The 988-nt window shown below is 67.5% G+C and carries 2 protein-coding genes and 1 pseudogene; 1 reads left to right on the top strand and 2 read right to left on the bottom strand.

Translation table 11 applies throughout. The annotated features are described in order from the left end of the window. On the top strand, positions 1 to 412 hold a 412-nt coding region (locus I53_RS16375; protein WP_043352550.1), incomplete at its 5' end, for an NAD(P)-dependent oxidoreductase. 24 nt (positions 413 to 436) lie between these two features. On the opposite strand, the gene I53_RS35755 is transcribed toward I53_RS16375, so the two are convergent. Both I53_RS35755 and I53_RS35160 read right to left on the bottom strand, forming a co-directional pair. Further along, on the bottom strand, positions 437 to 571 hold the full coding sequence (locus I53_RS35755) for a hypothetical protein (RefSeq protein WP_257791599.1): 135 nt from the start codon (positions 569 to 571) through the stop codon (positions 437 to 439). Between the two features lie 257 nt (positions 572 to 828). Then, positions 829 to 988, bottom strand: a pseudogene (locus I53_RS35160) (Crp/Fnr family transcriptional regulator); the annotation flags it as partial.

Below are 988 nucleotides of genomic sequence, written 5' to 3'. Positions count from 1 at the left end.
CTACTGGGAATCCCTCGACCAGATGCTGGCGCGCGTCGACATCGTGTCGGTGAATTGCCCGCACACGCCGGCCACCTACCATTTGCTCTCGGCGCGGCGCTTGAAGCTGCTCAAGCCCGAGGCCATCGTGGTCAACACCGCCCGCGGCGAGGTGATCGACGAGAACGCCCTGGCGCGCCTGATCGAGGGCGGCGAGGTTTCGGCGGCCGGCCTCGACGTGTTCGAGCAGGAGCCCGCAGTCAGCCCCCGGCTCGTCAAGCTCGCGCGCCAGGGGAAGGTCGTGCTCCTGCCGCATATGGGTTCGGCAACCTATGAGAGCCGCACCGACATGGGCGAGAAGGTCATCATCAACATCAAGACCTTCATGGACGGCCACAGGCCGCCGGACCGCATCCTGCCCAGCATGCTCTGAGCAGCGCTGCGCCTTCGAGGGGCCTCAGGCCGCCAGCGGCTTTCTGGCGGCCTCGACGCTTTGGAACAGGCGCTCCGAGGTCGGCGCGAGGAAAGCGAAGCCGCATTCCGGACTCTGATCGGAGAGGTCCTTCAGATCGGAATGGCCGACGCACAGCACCTTGCCCGGCTCGGCGCAGACCGCGAGGCGGTGCGCGCGTGCACCGGCGACGGAAGGCCCAATTCGCCCACGACACTGCCCGCGCCCGCTGCGAGACCGACTTCCGGAACCCGGAAGACGCCGCTCTCGATGTGGCAGATGGCCGGCCGTGTTTCCTTGGGGCAAGGCGGGGAGCTGGCGAACGGGATGGTTCGATCGCGCGGCGTGGACGGCCGGTCCGGAAGCGCAGACGAGCCGCGCGGATGGTCTGGCCGCGGTCAGAGCGCGTCGCCGGTCACAGCCTGGGGCTTGGCCATGCCCTGAACGCCCTGGAACAGGCGTTCGCTTGTCAGCTTCAGGAAGTAGAACCCGAATTCAGGGTTCTGGTAGTAGAGTTGCTTCACGTCCGAGTAGGACACGCACAGCGCGTGGCCCGCC

The organism is Methylobacterium sp. B1, assembly GCF_000333255.1.
Lineage (GTDB): Bacteria > Pseudomonadota > Alphaproteobacteria > Rhizobiales > Beijerinckiaceae > Methylobacterium > Methylobacterium fujisawaense.
This window is presented reverse-complemented; position numbering and strand designations above follow the sequence as displayed.